Annotated in this window: 15 protein-coding genes; 13 read left to right on the top strand and 2 right to left on the bottom strand. The window is 44.0% G+C overall.

The window, feature by feature from the left end; translation table 11 throughout:
- Positions 1 to 322: 322 nt before the first annotated feature.
- On the bottom strand, positions 323 to 2,554 hold the full coding sequence (locus Q1B47_RS07790) for a hypothetical protein (protein ID WP_299791253.1): 2,232 nt from the start codon (positions 2,552 to 2,554) through the stop codon (positions 323 to 325).
- Between the two features lie 400 nt (positions 2,555 to 2,954).
- Here Q1B47_RS07790 and Q1B47_RS07785 point away from each other — a divergent pair, with 400 nt between their 5' ends.
- Positions 2,955 to 3,806 (top strand): VacJ family lipoprotein, encoded by an 852-nt coding sequence (locus tag Q1B47_RS07785; protein ID WP_299791250.1) that lies wholly within the window; start codon positions 2,955 to 2,957, stop codon positions 3,804 to 3,806.
- A gap of 75 nt (positions 3,807 to 3,881) precedes the next feature.
- A complete protein-coding gene (locus tag Q1B47_RS07780) occupies positions 3,882 to 4,985 on the top strand; it encodes a response regulator (protein WP_299791247.1) in 1,104 nt (367 codons plus the stop codon).
- Between the two features lie 612 nt (positions 4,986 to 5,597).
- On the opposite strand, the gene Q1B47_RS07775 is transcribed toward Q1B47_RS07780, so the two are convergent.
- The gene (locus tag Q1B47_RS07775) at positions 5,598 to 7,070 is read right to left on the bottom strand and encodes a peptide MFS transporter (RefSeq protein WP_299791244.1); all 1,473 of its coding nucleotides are present in this window, start codon (positions 7,068 to 7,070) and stop codon (positions 5,598 to 5,600) included.
- A gap of 881 nt (positions 7,071 to 7,951) precedes the next feature.
- On the opposite strand from Q1B47_RS07775, the gene Q1B47_RS07770 reads away from it, so the two are divergent.
- The 11 genes from Q1B47_RS07770 to Q1B47_RS07720 all read left to right on the top strand — a co-directional run bounded on the left by Q1B47_RS07770 (position 7,952) and on the right by Q1B47_RS07720 (position 20,246).
- Positions 7,952 to 10,720, top strand: a complete 2,769-nt coding sequence (locus tag Q1B47_RS07770) for an SLBB domain-containing protein (RefSeq protein ID WP_299791241.1) — start codon at positions 7,952 to 7,954, stop codon at positions 10,718 to 10,720.
- Between the two features lie 206 nt (positions 10,721 to 10,926).
- Positions 10,927 to 11,910 carry an exopolysaccharide biosynthesis polyprenyl glycosylphosphotransferase gene (locus Q1B47_RS07765; RefSeq protein WP_299791916.1) on the top strand — a complete coding sequence of 328 codons (984 nt, stop codon included), beginning with the start codon at positions 10,927 to 10,929 and terminating at the stop codon, positions 11,908 to 11,910.
- A gap of 29 nt (positions 11,911 to 11,939) precedes the next feature.
- Entirely contained in the window at positions 11,940 to 12,842 is a 903-nt protein-coding gene (locus Q1B47_RS07760; RefSeq protein ID WP_299791238.1) for a Wzz/FepE/Etk N-terminal domain-containing protein, read from the top strand.
- Positions 12,843 to 12,844: 2 nt separating this feature from the next.
- Positions 12,845 to 13,918 carry an EpsG family protein gene (locus Q1B47_RS07755; protein WP_299791235.1) on the top strand — a complete coding sequence of 358 codons (1,074 nt, stop codon included), beginning with the start codon at positions 12,845 to 12,847 and terminating at the stop codon, positions 13,916 to 13,918.
- A gap of 9 nt (positions 13,919 to 13,927) precedes the next feature.
- Positions 13,928 to 14,806 (top strand): glycosyltransferase, encoded by an 879-nt coding sequence (locus Q1B47_RS07750; RefSeq protein WP_299791232.1) that lies wholly within the window; start codon positions 13,928 to 13,930, stop codon positions 14,804 to 14,806.
- A gap of 33 nt (positions 14,807 to 14,839) precedes the next feature.
- Positions 14,840 to 15,661, top strand: a complete 822-nt coding sequence (locus Q1B47_RS07745) for a glycosyltransferase family A protein (protein ID WP_299791229.1) — start codon at positions 14,840 to 14,842, stop codon at positions 15,659 to 15,661.
- Between the two features lie 11 nt (positions 15,662 to 15,672).
- Complete coding sequence (locus Q1B47_RS07740) at positions 15,673 to 16,422, top strand: glycosyltransferase family 2 protein (RefSeq protein ID WP_299791226.1); 750 nt, start codon at positions 15,673 to 15,675, stop codon at positions 16,420 to 16,422.
- 147 nt (positions 16,423 to 16,569) lie between these two features.
- A complete protein-coding gene (gspG, locus tag Q1B47_RS07735; protein WP_299791223.1) occupies positions 16,570 to 16,971 on the top strand; it encodes a type II secretion system major pseudopilin GspG in 402 nt (133 codons plus the stop codon).
- Entirely contained in the window at positions 16,968 to 18,623 is a 1,656-nt protein-coding gene (locus Q1B47_RS07730) for a GspE/PulE family protein (RefSeq protein WP_299791221.1), read from the top strand. The genes gspG and Q1B47_RS07730 overlap by 4 nt, the downstream gene beginning before the upstream one ends.
- A complete protein-coding gene (locus Q1B47_RS07725; RefSeq protein WP_299791219.1) occupies positions 18,623 to 19,825 on the top strand; it encodes a type II secretion system F family protein in 1,203 nt (400 codons plus the stop codon). Before Q1B47_RS07730 ends, Q1B47_RS07725 begins: the two co-directional genes overlap by 1 nt.
- Entirely contained in the window at positions 19,809 to 20,246 is a 438-nt protein-coding gene (locus Q1B47_RS07720) for a prepilin-type N-terminal cleavage/methylation domain-containing protein (protein ID WP_299791216.1), read from the top strand. The genes Q1B47_RS07725 and Q1B47_RS07720 overlap by 17 nt, the downstream gene beginning before the upstream one ends.

The following is a 20,246-nucleotide window of genomic DNA, read 5'->3' as shown; positions in this document are numbered from 1 at the left end:
TAGATGGTTTGCTGGACTTTCAAAGCCGTTTCCGGCTATCGGGTCTCACACTAACCATTTGTTTCTCATTGTAGGAGCGGACTTCAGCCGCGAAGCTCTTGGCTATGAATCGACGGTGATGTACGTCGAAACCATTTCCGGCTAAAGCCGGTCCTACACAAGCGAAGCGTCGATTAACTTGCATAGCAAGTGTCGTCTCTGCTTGCTAAGCCAACTTGTTGGCATCGTCTTAGCTTTTACAGGCGAAGCCGTCAGCTTCTGCCTGTATTGTTACCATCCTTCCCGGCTAAAACCGGTCTTACATAAAGCTGCTCCTACATAATCAAGCCTTAATCTTAACCAGATAATGGTCACCGGGGAGTAGCGTTGCCGGCACCTTGGTTCGCCTGGTTTCAACCTTGTCCGGTGTTAAGCCAATATCGGTTAGTTTTTCCATAAGCGGTGGCAGTAACAGGTCAATTCTGTTTAACAGGCTGTCACTCTCACCATTGAAGATCATCTCAAGCCGGTTATTCCTGATGTGAGTCTTAATCAGCAGTGGCCCCTGAACTAAATTAAATTTAAGCTGAAGTCGCCAGTTAGGCTCGGTATCTTCATCCTGACTATCGCTCTCTTTGGTGAAGTTTCCCTCCAGTTGGTCCTGCTGCTGGTTTAGTGAGTAGGGAAGGGTAAAGTACCAGTTTACCTGGCCATTGCTATCGCTGCTGGCGTGGGAGTAGAGATTTAGGTTGTTGACCAGTTTAGCCATAGTATCGGTCGTACCGGCCTTATCGAACATAGATAAGATGGAGTGATTAACCCCCGATTGCCCCTGAAGCTTTTGCAGATACTTCTGTGTAGCTGAGGCTAATTTACCGCCACCGGTGCCTCCCGCTCTATTGGGTAAAGCCATCGCCTTAACCCCAAGCAGGAGTTGAAAAAGCAGAGATACAGAGTTCATATGCGACATGCTGGCTCTGGCACCTGGATTTACCTCAGCTAATGAATTTAAGTGCAGTAGGCCCACTAACTCCTCCTGTACCTTGCTCGGCAGTGCCAGGGTTCGCAACATAGAGGGTTGGATCTGGGGCAAGAGTTTGAACAGTTGCGATGCGAGCGATTTTTGCGGCTCAGCCGCTTTTTCTGTACTTTGCGGCAGCCCTCCGGCTTTACCAAATGCCTTGTTCAGAGCCGATAACATCACCTCTCTGTTGAGCTCTGCGGAGCGGGCAATATCTTGTTTTGTTGTTGCAACGGGTAACGCCTGCTCCGGTTTCTGGTTAGCAACTTGTCGGTTAACCTCTTCACGAAGTGCGCTTTGAACTCCGGTAATGTTAGTGGGCTTACTCTGCTGCTTACCAGGTTCTTTAATTGGTTGTGTTTGGTTGAGTATTTCCGGAGGGAGCTGAGCTTTGCCACTCATATCGGTATGCGCCGAGATCGCTGCGCCGACCATCCCTTTGCCGCTAACCTCTCTACCGGCCAGGGGGGAAGGAGCTACTGCCTTAATGTTAAGTTGCGGATTAATGTTTGCGCCCGGTTTCGGTGAGCCTGCATTGGTCTCGGTTTTCGCCATTCCCTCATTGGGCGTCTGCCTGACTGCGGCATCGGCTGCACTTTTAGGGTTCAAAGCGGCAACATCTTTGTAAGGGAGCTTCTCCAGTGCTTTTATTAAGGTCGCGTATAACTTAGACAGTTCTGGTTTGGCCAACACCTGTTGTGACTCACCTCCGCCGGGGGAGAGGCGTGGCCCGGCTGCCTCAGAATCGGTGTTGAGCGATACGATGCTGGTCTCTATGACAGGGGTTAGTTGTAACACCCATTGGCGGTTTTGAAAGCTGACTGTTGGGATCACATCAAGGCGCAGGCCTGAGCCCGAATGAACAGAGCCCTTAGCGTCAGCAAGCGCCGACAGGCTGGCTCGCGGCAAAAGCTGTGACAGTCCGTTGGATAAAATTAGTGAGCCGGATTCGATACGCGCAGCAGGCAAGGGGTAGCCCTGAGGGCGGGAGCTCAACAGTCTCAGCTGATTGAGATCGATGCCGTTCTGATTGATTAAACTCTTGAGTCCATCGGGCAGGCTCACCGTTATCGGTTTGCCCAGAGCTATGAGTTGAGCAGGGAATGAATGTTTATCATATGCGGTCTGCCGCATTTGCGATGCGCCATCGCTCCGGGGCTTTTGAGGATTTGTAAACTCTTGACTAGTATTGATCAGGTAGCTTATTGCTTTTTGTGCAGTACGGCGGCTTGAATATGATGCAAAATCAATATTGTATTTGGCACCATCTAAAGTAATTTGGTCTATCTTCGAAGAAAACTGTATAACGGCGGCCCTCAGGCCCTGGTGCTCCATTTTGACCGGCGCCGATTGTGCGCCGCTGGCGGCTGTTGAAGAGGTCTGAGAGTGAGTCGTTGCCGCTTGTGAAGTCGTGGATGAGGCCGTCACCTTGGTGGTTGAAGGCTGAGAAGCCGTGGCTTTGGGCTCGGGTGCTGTCGTTTGATGCTGAACTTGCCCCTCGGATTGGGAGACGGTGCTTGCCTGTAACCGGATACCCCGGGTTCCCCTTGTCATGGGATTGGGTCTATTCGGGTTTTGTGTGTTGACAGGTCCTGGCATTGATTGATTTCCGTTACTTTTTCATCGGTGCTTACAATTTTTGCGATAATAAATTTGATCTATTTTTTTGGACAAGTATCCTTATCGCCTTACAAGCTAAAATCATACTGAGTAGTCTAGTTGCAAATTAATTAGGTTATTTTTTTAGTGTTACTACTCATTATCGACTCAGGCAGAGGCTTACTTTAGTTTTTCCTGCCAAGAGTCAATGTAAACATACAATTTAAGTTGAGCTTCCGTGCCTTGCGTGACTATGGCTTACTCTTAAATCTAGCATCAAAACAGTTTCAGGTTTGTGTTAATCGTAAGCAGTAACGGCTGAAATGGATTCAGCTGTTTTACCAAAGAGAAAAATATGAAGTTTAAATGGATAATGCTGGTTATAGCAGTATTTGGCGTTGCTCCCGTTTCAGCATCGCAATTAAACACACCCGGACAGGAAGCCGGAGGTGTACAAGTCGGTTCTGCCGCCCTTGCTGTGAAATCCGGTGACGCCGAATCTGAAGGCCTGCAAGTAAACAGTGCAGCAGTGACGGTCACCTATAATGACCCGAGGGATCCTATCGAAGGTTTCAACCGGGCAATGTGGGACTTTAACTATCAGTATCTGGACCGATACTTTTATCGTCCGGTTGCTCATGGCTATAACGATTATGTACCAAGGCCTGTTAAGACAGGTATCAACAACTTTGTATCTAATCTGGACGAACCCAGTGCCATGGTGAACAACACCCTGCAGGGCAAGTGGGGTTGGGCGGCTAATGCCGGCGGCCGCTTTACAATTAACTCCACCATGGGGTTACTCGGTGTCATTGATGTAGCCGATATGATGGGGCTGCATCGTAAGCAGGATCAGTTTAACGAAGTCCTGGGATATTACGGTGTACCCAATGGCCCCTACTTTATGGCGCCGTTTTTAGGCCCCTATGTTACCCGTGAGATCGCTTCAGACTGGGTTGATAGCCTATACTTTCCATTATCGGAGATAACAGTATGGCAGTCGTTGTTGAAGTGGGGGCTTGAGAACCTACATAGACGGGCTGCAGCTATCGATCAGGAGAGACTAGTCGACAACGCATTAGACCCTTATACTTTTGTTAAGGAAGCATATTTTCAACATATGGACTATAAGGTGTATGATGGTGATGTGCCTGTCGATCTCGATGAAGATGAGCTGTTAGATGAGTTTATGCAGGAATTAGATTAAAGAAGGCCTTGTGGGGGGATATCCCGGGCATCCGGACAAAGTCACCGGAAAATGAGCCTTCTGATAAGGACCCATATGGCGCTAAAAGATTTAGTCATTTTACTTGTTGAAGACGATCCTGTATTTCGTCGTATCGTCGCATCGTTTCTCGATAGCCGAGGTGCGACGGTCATAGAGGCAGACGACGGCGAACAGGGGCTGGAAAAGTTTAAGCAGAGAGCTTTTGATATTGTATTGGCCGATCTCAGTATGCCGATAATGGGTGGACTGGTCATGCTCAAGAAGATGTCTGAGTTAAATCCCCGTACACCATCAATCGTCATATCGGGTAACCAGGTCATGGCTGATGTCGTTGAAGCGCTGCGGATAGGAGCCAGTGATTACTTAGTCAAGCCGGTTTCCGATCTGTTTCTCATCGAAAATGCGATTAAGCAGTGTCTCGACGAGAGACATACCAAAGATGTGCAGCTGGAAGATATCGAAGAGCTTTCATACCAGGAGCTACAGGATAATCTTGCGCTGTTAGAGCAAAATGCCGAAGCGGCAAAGAGTGTTCAACAGCAACTCTTTCCTCCGTCACAGATCAACTACCTTACCGCTAAAATCGATTACAGCCTGTTTAAGACAGATGAGGTAAGTGCTTACTTTATCGATACAGTTAATGTGGGCGATAAGCATCTTGTGATGTATATGGCTCATTTTCATCCCCAGGATAACAGGGCGGCATTTGCCAGTGTGCTGTTGAAGAGCTTCGTTAATCAGAAGTTGAAGTTGTTCCGTAACGGCACCACACAGGCGATCATCGAGCCCTACAATATGCTCAGCTACCTCAATGAGCGCATGAGCAAGTCGGGTCTGGATATCTGTATCGACATCGTTTACGTGGTGGTTGAACTCACTCAGTATCGTGCATCGATTGCGCAAGCCGGCCAAGGTTTACGCTGTTACATTCGAAACAACGAAGGGTTAACCCCTCTCGCGCTCTCAGACTCTCTTCAGCTTGGAATATTGGACTGGGGGCACCCAAGTGCCCAGTTCAGGACCTTATTGCCCGGAGAGCAGCTGTGTATCTCTTCAAGCAAACCCGTTCACAAGCAGATGTTACTCGATAATCAATTCCATGGGCTCATTTACGATACCCAAACCCCCACCGGTGGTTATGTGCAACTTTCTTTTTAAAAGCTAAGACGACGCTGCGCTGTTCGGCGTTCTTTGTTCGAATGATTGGTGTGCAATTTTATTTCGAAATCAATCCCGGCTAAAGCCTGTCCTACATAAATACCGATCCCACATAAAACCGGTGCTACATTAACCCTCCCTGTAGGAGCGCGCTTCAGCCGCGAAGCTCTTGGCTACGAATCGACGGTGATGTAGGTCGAAACCATTCCGGCTAAAGCCGGTCCTACATAAACACCGATCCCACATAAAACCGGTGCTACATAAACCCTCCCTGTAGGAGCGCGCTTCAGCTGCGAAGCTCTTGGCTACGAATCGACGGTGATGTAGGTCGAAACCATTCCCGGCTAAAGCCGGTCCTACATAAACACTGATCCCACATAAAACCGGTGCTACATTAACCCTCCCTGTAGGAGCGCGCTTCAGCTGCGAAGCTCTTGGCTACGAATCGACGGTGATGTAGGTTGAAACCATTCCGGCTAAAGCCGGTCTTACGTTAAAGCCGGTTCTACACAGTCTTCTTTTATCCAAAAACAAAAAACGCCGCATATCTCTATGCGGCGTTTATTCATTTTAAGCGTTCAGTACTAGTAATCTAGAACCTGGAAACTTCCATTAATGCTGCATACCTTCATGCTCGGCAGTAACGGCAATCTCCTCTTCCAGCGCTTCCTCTTCGGTGTGGTGGTGACCATCTTCGGCCCCATGCATCCAATCAACAAGCTTGTCAGCCATGAAGTAGAGGATGATACCTGAGATAGCTGATGTGATAGCGATACCGGCGAAGATAGACATTGCGTTAGCAAGTTGCTCCTCTTTGGCGCCGCCATGGCCGATGAATGAACCTACGATACCACCAATCTTGTTTGCGGCAGCAACGAACAGGAACCAGGCACCCATCATCAGTGATGCAATACGAAGCGGAGCAAGTTTAGTCACCATTGACAGACCGATAGGAGACAAGCATAGCTCACCCATGGTATGGAAGAAGTATGCACCTACTAACCACCACATGCTTGACTTAGCATCAGGGTTACCGCCCATCTCAAGTACGGCACCGATCATGAACAGGAAGCCAACACCCAGCAGGAACAGACCTAAGGCAAACTTAACCGGTGAGTTAGGCTCGTTCTTACCCAGGCGGATCCAGATAGAGGCGATAACCGGCGCAAAGATAACGATGAACATGGCGTTCAAAGACTGGAACCAGGTTGTTGGAACTTCCCAGCCGCCAATCATACGGTCGGTAAAGTCGTTGGTGAACAGGTTCATCAGACCACCGGCTTGCTCGAAGCCAGCCCAGAAGATGATAGTGAACAGACCCATGATCATGATGACCTTGATGCGGTCACGCTCAACCTTAGTCAGAGGCTCTTTGCGTACTTCACCGTTTTCGGCCGCTTTCTCTTTTTCAAGTTTTGCTGCCGGCACGCGTCCGATATCACCAAGTAGTCGTTGTGCGAAAACGAACTGGATAACCAGCGACAAGACCATACCGATACCGGCACAGATGAAGCCTGCCTGGAAGTTACCGTCGAAATAGGCTACGACAGAACCTACGATAATACCTGAAAGGAAAGCACCTACGTTGATACCCATGTAGAAGATGGTGAATGCACCATCACGGCGATGATCGCCCTCTTCGTAAAGGTCACCAACCATAGTTGAGATGTTTGGCTTAAACAGACCGTTACCAAGAATAAGCACACCTAAGCCTACATAGAAGACCTGGGTTTCCATGCCCTGAACCCAGGCATGAGGGGTACCCAGGATGAATTGACCGGCTGCCATCAAGGCACCACCGAGAACAATTGCACGACGTTGACCTAGATAATTATCGGCTAACCAACCACCGATGAGAGGCGTTAAGTAAACGAGTCCGGTAAAGGTACCGTAAAGTGACAGTGCATCCGCTTGGGTCCAGCCCAAACCATGACCGCCTTGAGTCTGCACTGCGTCTACGAGGTATAACACCAAAATCGCACGCATTGCGTAATAACTGAATCGTTCCCATAACTCTGTTGTAAACAGCAGGAACAATCCCTTCGGATGCCCTAGCATCGTCCCCTGAGGTTTTGCTACGCTCATTAAGTCTTCCACCTTCGCTTGTGATTGCCTGCGGGACAAATGTCGCCACAGAAAAATGATACTACTTTGTTTTACAGTCTTGTAACCTTACATGCCAATTGGGTGCTAATTCATATTAAACCTATGATTAAATAAACCTTATACACCCAGGCCGCTAACAAGTACGCTACAGACTATTGTTATATTTTTACTATTTGAAGCTATAAATCCTACGAAACCCACCTTATATACCCTTTTAAGCTTGTAAATGTCAATTTAGATGGGCCGAATGGCGAGTAATTAGTCATATTCGGCTTGTTTTAGGAATTTTTAAATTAACAAGGGGGACAAGAGATGTAGGAATTATAAATGTGATACAGATATGAAAATGCCCACTTGTCTTCAACGTTATGTATCTCTTTAGAATGTAAACCAAATCACAATGGTTGTTGCTTTTTTGTTGGGTCTTCGCGGGGTTTTTGTTTGCATTTTCTGTATGCTGTGTTGTCTGGCTGTGAGCCTGGCAAAATGAGGAAAAATTACAATGCATCGGATCATGACAAATTACAGATAGGGGGAGGGCTGTATACCGATAAGTTTATTAATACTTTCCAACAAATTAGCTGAATTGTTCATCAGGGGGAGTATTCTGTTCCTCTGTGTTAGATTGTTTCAATGTTCTACTGTACTGAGAGGTATTATGCAGTATAATCGTGCGGATTTTTCAGTGTAGAGAAAGTCACAGGCTCTCAGTTTCGAAATTAGGCTGAGTTGGCTCTTGGTTTTTTTGCGCATTTTATTCATTAAGGCAAACTCATAGTTTTGAATTTGTTGCTTTACTTTTTTTAGCTAGGCCTCTGGCATGGAGCCCTGGTGTTTCGGTTTGAACTTCGGAGAGTGCGGTGTTACTAAAAGTCAAAAAACTCATTATAGCAAGCATAGGTGTTATATGTTTAGTCGGTGGTGCAGCTCAGGCTGTGACTCCGTCACCGCAGATGATAGAGCAATTCAAGAAGTTACCTAAAGCTGAGCAGGAGAGAGTCGCCAAGCAATATGGGCTGGACCCCGCCATGCTTGATGCCGGATCGTCCTCCCAACAGAGCTTCGAAAATCCACAACTTGTTAATCCAAGAGAAGTGGAAGATGAAAAGCTCAAAGAGATGAAAGAGCAACAGATCATTGTTGATGAAGTGACTCAGTTCCTCAAAGATCAAAAAGATAAAGATACTAAAAAGCTAAAACCATTTGGTTACGATCTATTTGAAGGTGAGCCGACGACCTTTGCGCCTGTATCGGATATTCCGGTGCCGAGTGAATATTTGGTTGGCCCAGGAGATAACATCAAGGTTCAGCTTTATGGTAAAGAGAATAAAGAGTACGACTTAGTTATCAGCCGTGATGGCATCATTCAGTTTCCAGAACTGGGGCCAATCTCAGTTTCCGGCTTGAAGTTTGAAGACTTGCGTAAGACGGTATCTGCGCGCATCAAGCAACAGATGATAGGTGTTGAGTCTAACATTACCATGGGCGAGCTGCGCTCTATCCGCATTTTCGTTGCCGGTGATGCTTATAAACCTGGTTCTTATACGGTTTCAAGCCTTTCAACCATTACTCAGGCTTTGTTTGTTGCCGGTGGTGTCGCAGAAATTGGTTCCCTGAGGAATATTCAACTCAAGCGTAAAGGCAAGCTGATAGGCACATTAGATCTCTATGACCTCTTAATGCGGGGGGATGCATCTAACGACATGCGCCTTCGTTCCGGTGATGTTGTCTTTATTCCATCGGTCGGTGGTTTGGTCTCGGTTGATGGTGAAGTTCGTCGCCCGGCTATCTATGAACTAAAAGGCAATGAGTCCATGGGGGAAGTTATCGCCATGGCGGGTGGCCTTAAAGGCGGTGCCTACCCTAAGAGCAGTAGTGTTGAGCGATATAACAATCAAGGATTGAAATCGATAAAAAATGTTGATTTGACGACTGATGAAGGCCGCGCCGCGAAGGCGAAAGCCGGTGATGTTGTAAAAGTCAAAACGGCGACGATGCAATTTGAAGATGCCATTACTGTCGTAGGTGCTGTCGTTCGTCCTGGCAAGTATCAGTGGTATCAAGGTCAGAAGGTGAGTGACCTGCTGCCATCTGTGTGGGGGGATTTAGAGCCCTCTGCTGATCTTGATTACGCCATTATCATAAGAGAGATCAATAAACATGGTGATATCGAGGTGCATCAGTTTGCCCCTTCTCAGGCAATTGTAAATAAGTCCAGCGATCATGACTTGAAACTTAGCCCACGTGATATCGTTATGGTGTTTAATTTCAACGATGATGCTCAAAACCGTTTCGAGCTTAATAAACTCGTTAGGGAGAGAGTCGAGAAGGTGGTACAACTTGTCGGTGATAACTCGCTTTCGAAAGATCTTTTTAAAGCTGGTTTCTCACAGCTTGATAATCAAAAGTTGAGCAATCGTTCCCAGCTTGGCGGCGTAGTAGTAGCGAAAGAGCAGGTAGAAGATGACGAAGCTTTAGCAATCAAAGGTGAAGTCAACCGAATGATGGCCAACCTGTTTGAAGATCCTGAACTTATCAAACTCAGTGGCTTGATGAATCGCAGCGAGTTGCTGTATCCCATCATTATGAAATTGAATCACCAGAGTCGTTCAGGCGAAGGAGTTCAGGTTGTCGCCGTTAAGGGCCAGGTTTACCATGAGGGAATGTATCCACTAGCCGTCAATGCAAGAGTATCAGAGATTGTTGAAGCCGCTGGCGGATTGAAAGAGGGGGCGTATACAGCCAGAGCCGAGCTTACGCGTACCATTACAGTGTCTGATGGTTCGAGTATCTCCCATAAGAATATTGATCTACTGTCTGCCCTTAACGGAGACAAACAGGCAAACGAGAGGCTGAAAGGCAGAGATATTCTAACCGTCATGACTACACCTGAGTGGCAGGAGAATAAGTCGGTTGAGATCCGTGGCGAGGTGCGCTTTCCGGGGGTTTATAACATCCGCCGAGGTGAGACCTTGAAAGAGGTCATTGAAAGGGCGGGCGGATTTACAAGATTCGCTTACTTGCCATCATCTGTGTTTGTGCGCGAATCGGTACGTCAGCAGGAGCAGCTTGAAATTAAGAAGCTTGCCGACCAGCTTCGCAGAGACATCGCCACTCGTGGTGTTTCAAAAGATGGTGATGTAGTTAATTATTCCGACGCCAGAATGATGCTTACAGATCTTGAGAATATCGAAGCTGTAGGGCGCCTGGTTGTAGATCTTTCTGCAATCTCAATAGGGATAGAGCAAGCCGACCTTCAATTAGAAGATTCAGATGTGCTTTATGTACCCTCAACTAAGCAAACGATTGCCGTGATGGGGGAGGTGCAACATGCCGCGACTCACAGATTTAAGGAAGGGTTAACCCTTGATCAATACCTTAATATGTCCGGTGGTGTGAGGGAGCGGGCCGATGACAGCAGAACTTACGTGATTAAGGCAAATGGTTCGGTTATGCTCCCTAGTCGTTCAATGTGGTTTAGCGGGGAAGATAGCTTGCAACCAGGCGACACTATCATTGTACCGCTCGATACCGAGTACAAAGATAATTTAGCGCTTTGGACTCAGGTGACGAGTATCATCTACAATACGGCGGTTGCGTTTGCTACAGTAGCCAATTTAGGTAATTAAATTATCTTATTGATTATTTTTTGCAGTTAAAAGTTTATCAAAGTGTACCTATTTCAACGTTATTCAGTTTCACGAATGCATTGATAACGAAATTGGTCCATAATCGATAAGTTATTTTTTATGTGTTAACAGAGAAGGTATGCATTAATCGAGTCGGAGTGATGCATACCTTTTTCAGTAATAAATGCGGTGGTTTAATGGATTTTATGGTAGATAGATCAATTGAGAATGAAGAGCTAAAGGTTGCCAGAAAGGGGCCTGTCAATCGAATAAAATCGAAAGGCAAAGCATTGACTCAAAAAGTGATTTATGTGTACTGCCCGCAAGATCGAGAGTTAGAGATCGGTAAGATCGTACAGGATTATTCGTTCGATATTGTTGTAAATGATTACTCTCTCGATAGTTATGACAAAAAGGTTATCTGTCATTTTGAAAGTGCGAGTCTGACCAAGAGTCAAAGAAATTTTTTGGTTAAAGCCACAGAGCTTGGCGCCTGGGTAGAACCTTTAGTGAGTTATTTAGATACTCGTCTTGGTTACACCGAGGTACACCTCTTACATAGTGGTTATTTTTTGCATCAAAAGGCATTTTCAATTTTATCAACTAAAAGAACTCAGCTGGCTAAAAGAACAATCGATATCATGGCGGCCTTGATTTTGGCTGTTATCGCTTTGCCGGTAGCTATCCTTACTGCTCTGGCGATAAGGCTTGAAAGCCCTGGTCCTGTGTTGTACAGGCAAAAGCGGGTAGGTCAGTACAACGATGAGTTTGAAGTTGTTAAGTTTCGCTCTATGGGAACAGATGCAGAAAAATCCGGCGCACAGTGGGCGATAAAGAATGATGCTCGGGTAACTAAGGTCGGTAAGTTTATTCGTAAAACCCGTATCGATGAGCTGCCTCAGATCATTAATATTCTCAAAGGTGAGATGTCAATTGTTGGCCCCAGACCCGAGCGCGAAGTATTTATATCAGATTTAGAAAAAACGATACCATATTACCGATTTCGTCATGCCGTTAAACCAGGCGTTACAGGACTTGCACAAGTCAGTTATCCTTATGGGGCATCAGTAGAAGATGCCGTTTGGAAACACAAATACGATATTTACTATATTAAACATCACAGCACCTTACTCGATATTAAAGTTTTACTGAAGACTGTAAAAGTTGTTTTGTTTGGTGCTGGTCGTTGATTTTAATTTAGTAAATAGGTTTTTAGGTTATGACAAGTAAGAATTTTCAGCTAGATTTAAAGGATCTTTTTCTAGAATTATGGGCTAAGAAGTGGCTGTTTATAGCTATAGTCTGTTTCTTTTCGGTTACAGGAGTTGTTTATTCTCTCAGCCTGCCAAATATCTATAAGGCTGAAGTGTTAGTTTCTCCTAATGACGCTGACAGTCAAATGCAAAGCCTCGTTGGTCAGTTAGGTGGCATTGCAGCCCTCACCGGGATTAATGTCGGAAGTGGAATGGGAGATAAAACTGCTTTCGGCCTTGAGGTATTACGTTCAAGGGTTTTTTCCGAAAAGTTCATTGAGAAGAGAGAAATACTTGCCCCCCTAATGGCTCTTGATACTTGGGACTCTAAAACAAATTCAATAACATATGACGAAAGCCTATATGATGAAAAAAATAAGAAATGGGTAAGAGTGGTCAAACCGCCTAAGCAATCAAGACCATCTGCTTGGGAAGCTCATAAAGTCTTTAATGAGAATTTAAATTTTGAAAAGGTTCGTGAAAGCGGCTTTATAAGGATTAGTTTTCAATCAAAATCACCAGAGTTAGCTAGTCAATGGGTTGAGTGGATTATTGCAGATCTTAACCACTGGTTAAAGATATATGATATCGAAGAAGTAAAGAGAAACATATATTATCTAAATGAGCAGTTGGCAAAAACTAACGTTGCCGAAATGCACAAGATTTTTTATCAGTTAATTGAAGAGCAAACGAAAAAATTGATGCTGGCAGAAGCACAAAGTGAGTATGCATTTAAAGTTGTGGATCCTGCTGTGATCCCAGAAGAAAAAAACTCACCTCGAAGAGCTTTGATATGCATATTATTTGCCTTCTTAGGTACTATATTTGCTGTTTTTATTATTCTATTGAACTACCTTAGAAAGAGATAGCATTGTCTTTTTATATTTTAATTGGCGTAATTACAGCATTATATGCATGTGTAGCTGCGCAACTTAAAAACTTTAGAATAATATTTTTCTTGCCATTGATAGTATTGACCGCTTATTTTATAGGTTATAGGGATCTATCAATTGGAACTGATACTATTCGCTATGGTGAAATCTTTGCGGATATTAAGCCTTTGTTTAGTGCTGTCGAAGCAGGTCATTTTGGCTTTGAAGCTAAAAGGATTGAAATTGGATTTGTATTTGTAGCTTCTACATTAAAGGAGCTAGGTGTATCTTTTAATGGTTTTCTCTTTATACTTAATTTTTGCACTTTGCTGACGGTTTATTCTGCATTCAATCTTTTGGACCAAAGGTTAGGCCCTGTTCTATTCTTTTTATATACTTGTACATTTACATTTTTAACTCTTCAGTACAATATTGTTCGGCAGGGGGTGGCGGTAGCGATATGTATGTATGCTTTCATACATATGATTCGAGGAAGGCACTGGTCCTTTTTACTTTTTGCCTTGCTTGCAGCTAGTTTTCACAGTATGTCCATACTCTTTTTATGTATATGGCCCTTTAGAGGTTTTCAGTGGAAATCAGGCTACATTTTCTTTTTTATTGCCTGTTTTTTAATATTAGCTAATGTTGATTTTTTGTCTGAGTTTGCCAACTTCTTAGCCCCATATAGTACGTCTATGTATCGAGTGGCTAACTACATGATAACTCAGTCTGGCTCTACTAATTTAATGAGCCTAGCAATTTTATTTGACCTGATATTAATCTCATATTGTATGTTGGATAACCGCTATTTAAGAGGAACATCCAAGCATTTTGATGTTACATTGACTGCGTTTGTAATTGGCTTTTTAGGCATGACAGCCTTACATGAGCTGAATTTGTTATCCTTAAGATTATTCTATCTCTTTTGTCCTTATGAAGTTTATTTGTTTATGACATCTTTTAATCGAGTAAACTGCAGTAATATCTTAAAGTCTATCATAGTAATTATATTTGGTTTTACCTGGCTATTAAAGAATCTATTTTTAACCGCACAATTTATTACTTTCTATTAGAGGAGCAGAATGAAGTTAGTAACTGTTTATTTAATCACCCAAAACAGAAGTAAATTGCTTACTAGAGCTATTGATTCAATTTTTAAGCAAGATTATCCAGCAATAGAACTCATTGTTGTCGATGATGCGTCGACCGATGATACTTCAGAGGTTGTGAAGAAATTACAACAGCAATATGACTTCGTTTATCTTAAAAATGAGAAAGTCTCCGGTGCGTGCTTTTCTCGAAATAGGGCAATTGAAGCGTCAAATGGCTACTATGTGACCGGCTTAGATGACGATGACTACTTTTGTCCTGAGCGTGTCTCGCAATTGGTGGCTGCATACGACGAAAAATATGCTTTTGTGTGTGCAAATGTCCAAGAGTTGATGGGGAATGGCGACCTAATCGATCGTAATTTTGGGTTTCAGTCTGGAAAATTTGGGCTCGAAAAGTTGTTGCATCATAACCTGGTTGGTAATCAAGTGCTGACAACAAAAGCTAAATTTGAACAGGTTGGTGGTTTTGATGTTAATATGCCAGCTTTTCAAGATTACGATACTTGGGTTCGTTTACTGCGTAAAACGCCTTTAGCATTAAAAATCTCCGCTCGAAATTATGTATTAGAGACCAATCATGGCGGCTTAAGAATCTCATCAAGCAACAAGAAAAAGCTTATGGGTTATAGGTTATTCATTAACAAAAATCGTGATATATTAAATGCTAAGCAGCTACAGTCTATGGCTTTATTAGAGACTAAAGTCTCCGGTAGTAAGTACGGATTTTACAACTTTATCAAGACTGTAAACGCTGACAACTATAAGTCTGCGCTTAATTTATACTTACAACGGAACCTAAACTGGTTAAAAATAACGTTAGATCATCTGAAAAAGATAAAACTGGCTTAACCGAAATATAAACCCAACTCTTACAGGTATTAAATGATTTTAAATGTTTTAATTTCAACATATGGTCCCAGAATTGAGGAAGTTGAAAGGGTTTTAAGAGAGCCTAACGTTAACGTTTGCTATACGGTGGTACATCAGTGCTCTCGTGACGATGATTATGTTGAGGTTATAAATAAGCTTACACAAGAACGTGATGATGTTAGTTACCACTCACTTTATAATAAAGGTTTGTCTAGAAATAGAAATAAAGCTGTTTCAGTAGCTTGTGGGGATATTTGTCTGATAATGGACGATGACGTCACTTTAGTCCCTAATTTCTATGAGATTATTGCCCAAGCTTTTCGTGAGCAGCCAGAAGCTGACATGATCAGTTTTCAAATCTCTGAGTATGATTCCGGTAAACTGTTGAAAGACTATCCTGTCAAAGCACAGCGCCATGATCTGAAAAGTATCTTGAAAATTGGATCGATTGAAATGGCAATTCGATTAACATCACTGCAGAAAAAAAATATTACATTTCCTGAGTATTTAGGAGCGGGTACAAGTTTACCGGCTTGTGAAGAGCCTGTTTTCCTATCCCGGCTGATTAAGTCCGGAGCAAAGCTCTTTTATAGACCAATTGTAATTGGACATCATCCAATATTGTCTTCTGGTAAGGTCTTTGATAAGGCTGATACACTCATTTGTCGTGGGGTCGCTTTTAGGGAGATATATGGCTCTACCATTGGTCTTGCTGCAGTCTTTTACTTTTATTTCAAAAATAGGAGTAAATTTAACTTGGTTAATCAATCTCCGATTATGTCCCTTTTAAAGGGATATTTTATGTCTCAGTCTGATAAAACAAATAAATTGTAATAAACGTAAATATGACTAGTCCTTTAGTATCGATCATCACTCCATCATTTAATTGTGCAACTTCGGTTGCAAAAACTATTGAATCTGTTCTAAGCCAAAGTTATCAAAATTGGGAGATGCTAATTTCCGATGACTTTTCAAGTGATGACTCTTGTGCAGTGATTCAAGAGTTCGCAAATCGAGATAGTAGAATCAAGTTAATTAAGCGTACCTGGAATGCCGGTCCTGCAGTTACGCGTAACCGTGCAATCAGTAGTGCCAATGGCCGATATATTGCCTTTCTTGATGCCGATGATACCTGGCACCCAGAAAAACTTGAGAAGCAGATTAAATTTATGCAAAACAGAGATATTGCGCTTTCTTATACAAGCTATAGGCGAGTACATGAAGATGGGCGTGAACTCGGTTTCATGAATGTTCCTGAATTTGTCACCTATTCCGACACCCTTAAGACAAACAGTATCGGTTGTTTAACCGCCTGTTACGATACTGAAAAGTTGGGCAAGGTTTATATGCCGAACATCTCTAAAAGACAAGATCTTGGACTTTGGCTAAAAATACTTAGAAAGATTGATAAGGCATATGGTATTGAAGAGTGTTTAGCGGATTACTATGTCGGTGTATCGACGGTTTCATCAAACAAAGTGACTGCGGCAAAATACCAATGGCGAGTATACAGAGAAGTTGAAAAGCTGCCTTTCATGAAGTCGGCATACTATTTTGTATCTTATGCCTATAACGCGATTCGAAATCGCATATAAATAGTTACATATTCATTACTTTCAGCCAGATGTGTCTCGATTCGGTTACACTGGCAGACTTGGAATAGATAATCTTGGTCCAACTGTTGCTGTTGGGCTATTAACATTGCTAATATCCTCACCAACTTATTTTTCGGTAGTATACGAATGAATCAAATTAAAAAGCGCGGTTTCACACTGATTGAACTGCTAATCGTGATTGTTATTATTGGCCTTTTAGCCTCTCTGGTTGCACCGGCTATGTTCTCTAAGGTCAGCTCTTCTCAGAAGAAAACGGCTTCGGCACAGATGCAGATGTTCCAAACGGCCTTGGATACATATCGACTCGATAATGGTGACTACCCGGATTCACTCGATGAGCTTCGTAAGAGTGACAAACCTACCTGGGATGGACCTTATCTGCCTAAGGCACTGCCACTGGATCCATGGGGCAATCCTTATGTCTACAAGAAGCCTGGAGAGGATGGGAACCCCTATTATATGGCCTCTTATGGTAAAGATGGTCAGCCGGGTGGAGAAGGCGATAATGCGGATATCGTGCATAAATGATCTCATTAGCAGAGCTTCTTGTAACTGAATTTCAGGTAACTCAGAGAGATCTCGATAAATCTATAAGCTACCAGGCGAAATATGGTGGTTATTTAGAACAGATCCTGGTTAATCTGGGAAGCTTGCCTGAAGATAATTTACCAGAACTTTATAGTCGGTATTTTTCTCTTCCTATAGTTGATATAACCGACTGGATTGAGCGCGATGTTCCTCAAATCGATTCTGAGTCTATAGAGTTGCTAAAAGCAGCCTGTTGGACACCGCTGAGCGTAGCCGATAATCATTGGACCTTTGCTGCTAAGTATCCGCTTGACCTTTCTGCGAATGAATTCATCAGAAGAAATGGCATTACAGCAACTATATTAATTGGCAGTGAAGCCGATATCCAAACTCTGAATGCGCGTTTTAACGTGGCCGATACAGGAATGGGAGATGATTCTGTTATCGGTGACGAGGAGGAGAGGTTAAGAGAGCTTGCCTCTGAAGCTCCGACGGTTAACTTGTTGAACTCTTTAATTTCAAGAGGTTTGAGGCAAGGTGCTTCAGATATGCATCTTGAGCCCTATCAGGGGCGCTATCGTGTACGTTATCGTATCGATGGTGTTTTGCATGAGGTCGAGCGTTTGGCGCCGAGAATGCAACTTCCTATTGTTACCCGACTCAAGATTCTGTCAGGAATGGATATCGCGGAGCGCCGTCGTCCGCAAGATGGCAAAATTGCGATGAAAATTGCGAATCAGGAGTTGGATATTCGTGTGTCGGCTCTGCCTTTGAATGAGGGTGAAAGTGTCGTTATGCGTTTCCTACGCAAAGAGTCTGTCACCTATGATATGCAGGTGCTTGGATTAGCAGATGATATTCAGCAATATGTCAATGAAGACCTAGCCAAAACAGCGGGTGTTATCCTGCTAACCGGCCCGACAGGTAGCGGTAAAACGACGACCCTTTATACTTTTTTAAATGAACTAAACAACGATGATGTAAAAATTATTACGTTGGAAGACCCGGTTGAATATCAACTCGAAGGTATCAATCAGGTACAGGTCAACAGTGATATCGGTTTCGATTTCTCCGCCGGCTTGAGAAGTATCGTTCGACAAGATCCCGACATTATTATGTTAGGTGAGATTCGAGACAAAGAGACGGCACGTATTGCAATGCAATCCGCATTAACCGGTCATCTGGTTTTCTCAACGGTGCATACCAATGATGCAGCGAGTGCCTATACCCGACTGCTGGATCTTGGTGTCGATGAATTTCTACTTAACGCCGCATTAGTCTCCATCGTAGCGCAGCGTCTTGCACGTCGAACCTGTGAGCATTGTGCTCAGCCGGATCCTGAGGCTGCAGACTTAATGGCTAAGTATGATTTAAGTTCATTGGCTGACAAATTCAACATCAAAAAAATTAACTTAGTTAAAGGTGTTGGCTGCGAAGCCTGTGGCCATACCGGCTACAAGGGGCGAATAGCGGTTAATGAATACCTGCGTTGTGACGAAGAGATAATGAAGCTTCCAAAAGATTCGGACTTTATTGCTAAAGCGCGTAAGCACAATAGTGACAGCGGTAAGCGTAATTTGCTTGAAGATGGCTTCTATAAGGCCCTGCTTGGTCAAACGACGGTCGAAGAAGTGCTACGAGTAGCGGGATAATGAAAGTTTTTATCTATAAGGCATATGATAAAGCAGGTGCTAAGACTGATGGGCAGATTGAAGCTGTTAGCCAAGCGGCGGCGTTAACTGAGCTTCAAAATCAGGGCTTGCTACCTTCAGAGATCAAAGAGTACAAAGAGTCTGCCGGAAACCTTTTTGGTAATAACAAGAAGGTTTCGTTAGCGGATCTTGAGTTTTTAACGGCTGAGTTGAGTTTGCTGCTATCCAGTGGTGTGCGAATCGATAAAGGCCTGGACATTATTCGACGCTCAAAGGCTCAGCCGGCATTGGTCAGGCTGCTAACCTCTATCAGTAGTGGTATCTCTAAAGGGCAGAGCCTGTCTCAGGCTATGTCAGAGCATGATGAGGTATTTGATCCTCTCTACATCAACCTTGTAGAACTCGGTGAGGCATCGGGCCAGCTTCCCGAAATCTTTGCCAAGTTGGCGGAGGATCTAAAGTTCAGACGGGATCTACAGCGAAAGATCATCTCCTCATTGACCTATCCGTTCGTGATTTTAGCCGTTTGCGTGCTCTGTATCGTATTTATCTTTAACTTCATCGTTCCTAAGCTGTCGGTATTATTCAGCGAGCCGGAAACCTTGCCCTGGTATACCCAGGCATTGTTAGGCTTAAGTAACTGGATGCAGGACTACCAAGTCTTTATGGCTTTGGGCTTAGTCGGGGGAGTATTTGGGATTATCCACCTATTCAAACAACCAAAGTTTGTAAAAGCGTGGCAGGAATCTCTTTTAAAGGTTCCCGGGCTATCAAGCTCTGTGCTAACGACAGAGCGGATCCGCTTTAACAGCGCGCTTGCCATGATGCTCGAGGCCGGCTTGCCAATTGATAAGGCACTCGATCTCGCCAAGGGCAATATTAAAAATCAGGTACTGCAACGAGAGATGGAGATTGTGCGTAACAAAGTAAAGCATGGTCACAGCCTGTCGCCATCGCTTAAACAGACATCACTCTATCCCGATTTTTATATCTCGTTACTGGAAGTGGGTGAAGAGTCAGGTAATCTGGCCAAAGTATTTGATGAGATAGCTAACCGAAGTCGTCAAGAGTTCGAGACCTGGACCGAGAAAATGACCACACTTATCGAGCCATTATTGATCCTCATGATGGGCGGAATAGTTGGTGGCGTGGTTGTTGTCATGTTGATGAGTATGGTCGCGGTGAATGATGTTGGGTTTTAGCCACAAATCTCAGGGCTTTACTCTGATCGAGCTCATGGTGATCCTGGTCATCATGGGCGTTTTGTTGAGTTTAGTTGGTCCGTTGGCGGTTAATAATTTAGATAAGGTCACGGTAAAAACTGAAGAGAAGCAGTTGCAAAACTGGTTGATTAAGACCAGTTTCAGTGCATTTAATCGTGGAACACCGCTTTCGGTTAACCTTCAGGGGCATCAGGTTGTCGTTTATGCCGCCACTCCGCTCGAGCTGGAAGGTAATTCAGCGGATACAGATCCGATCGATTTGATAACTTTCGAGACTCTTTTTTTTCAGCCCCAGACTCTACTTTTAAACAAGAACGGTTTCCCATCGGCCGATACGGTTGAATATCAATTAACGGATAAGCAGTTTTCGATTAATGTTCAGAAAATGATGCAGCGTTAA

The organism is uncultured Shewanella sp. (assembly GCF_947501225.1).
Taxonomy (GTDB): domain Bacteria; phylum Pseudomonadota; class Gammaproteobacteria; order Enterobacterales; family Shewanellaceae; genus Shewanella.
Note: the sequence above shows the minus strand (reverse complement) of the source record. Positions and strands in the feature narration are given on the sequence as shown.